This window comes from Mangrovihabitans endophyticus, assembly GCF_014646155.1.
Lineage (GTDB): Bacteria > Actinomycetota > Actinomycetes > Mycobacteriales > Micromonosporaceae > Actinoplanes > Actinoplanes endophyticus.
The window spans coordinates 1-646 of the sequence record NZ_BMMX01000151.1 but is presented as its reverse complement, the minus strand read 5'-3'; the positions used below and the strand labels follow the sequence as shown (position 1 = coordinate 646).

Below are 646 nucleotides of genomic sequence, written 5' to 3'. Positions count from 1 at the left end.
AGCATGGCTAAATGCATAGCGGTTTTAATATCCCCTAAACTCGCCGCTGAAATGGCCGCTTCTTTAGCATACACCACCTTATTGGTTTGCTTATAGAGATTCATATAGCCTTTCTGAGCGCTAGCAAAATCCCCTCTGTGGAAAGCGTCTGAACTCAATAGGATTTGATGATCTTCTGAAAGGGTTTCAGCCTTAAGGCAAAACAAGCTAAAAAGCAATAAACTTGCTAAAAATTTTTTCTTTATTTGAATATCCATTATTTTATTTCCTTTTTGTATCACTGAAGTGAATTTTAGCACACTTTAGTTTCTTTGGTTTTTTGTGTGATGCCCGGACAGCTTTGACAAAAAGCTTCTTTTTGCTCTTTAGAGAAAGTTTTCACGCCCTCCCAGAAAGGAAAAGTCTGGCATTGTTTAGGGCGCACGCTATAAATCTGGCATTTTTTGGTTTCTAAATCCAAAAACTTGCACACCCCATTACCGGCATCAAACTCAACAAGCTCAACAATCCCGGTGATATTTTTACAGCACAGCCCACAAGAGGCGCAAGGGAAGCGATCAAGCTTTTCACTTGATCCTTTCATCTTTTTATATTCCCCCCCTTTAAAGCCCTTTATCTTTCAAATCCCTAGGCGATCCCTTTTTAA

General features: G+C 39.5%; 2 protein-coding genes. Both read right to left on the bottom strand.

Annotation, left to right across the window (positions count from 1 at the left end):
• Positions 1–281 (bottom strand): hypothetical protein (locus IEY73_RS34655; protein ID WP_229716443.1); only part of this gene is annotated, 281 nt, incomplete at its 3' end.
• A gap of 11 nt (positions 282–292) precedes the next feature.
• The gene (locus IEY73_RS34650) at positions 293–583 is read right to left on the bottom strand and encodes a YkgJ family cysteine cluster protein (protein WP_189083238.1); all 291 of its coding nucleotides are present in this window, start codon (positions 581–583) and stop codon (positions 293–295) included.
• Positions 584–646 lie beyond the last annotated feature (63 nt).

Excerpts from the sequence above, each read along its gene's own strand:
- IEY73_RS34650 (WP_189083238.1), bottom strand. The coding sequence starts at position 583 with ATGAAAGGATCAAGTGAAAAGCTTGATCGCTTCCCTTGCGCCTCTTGT.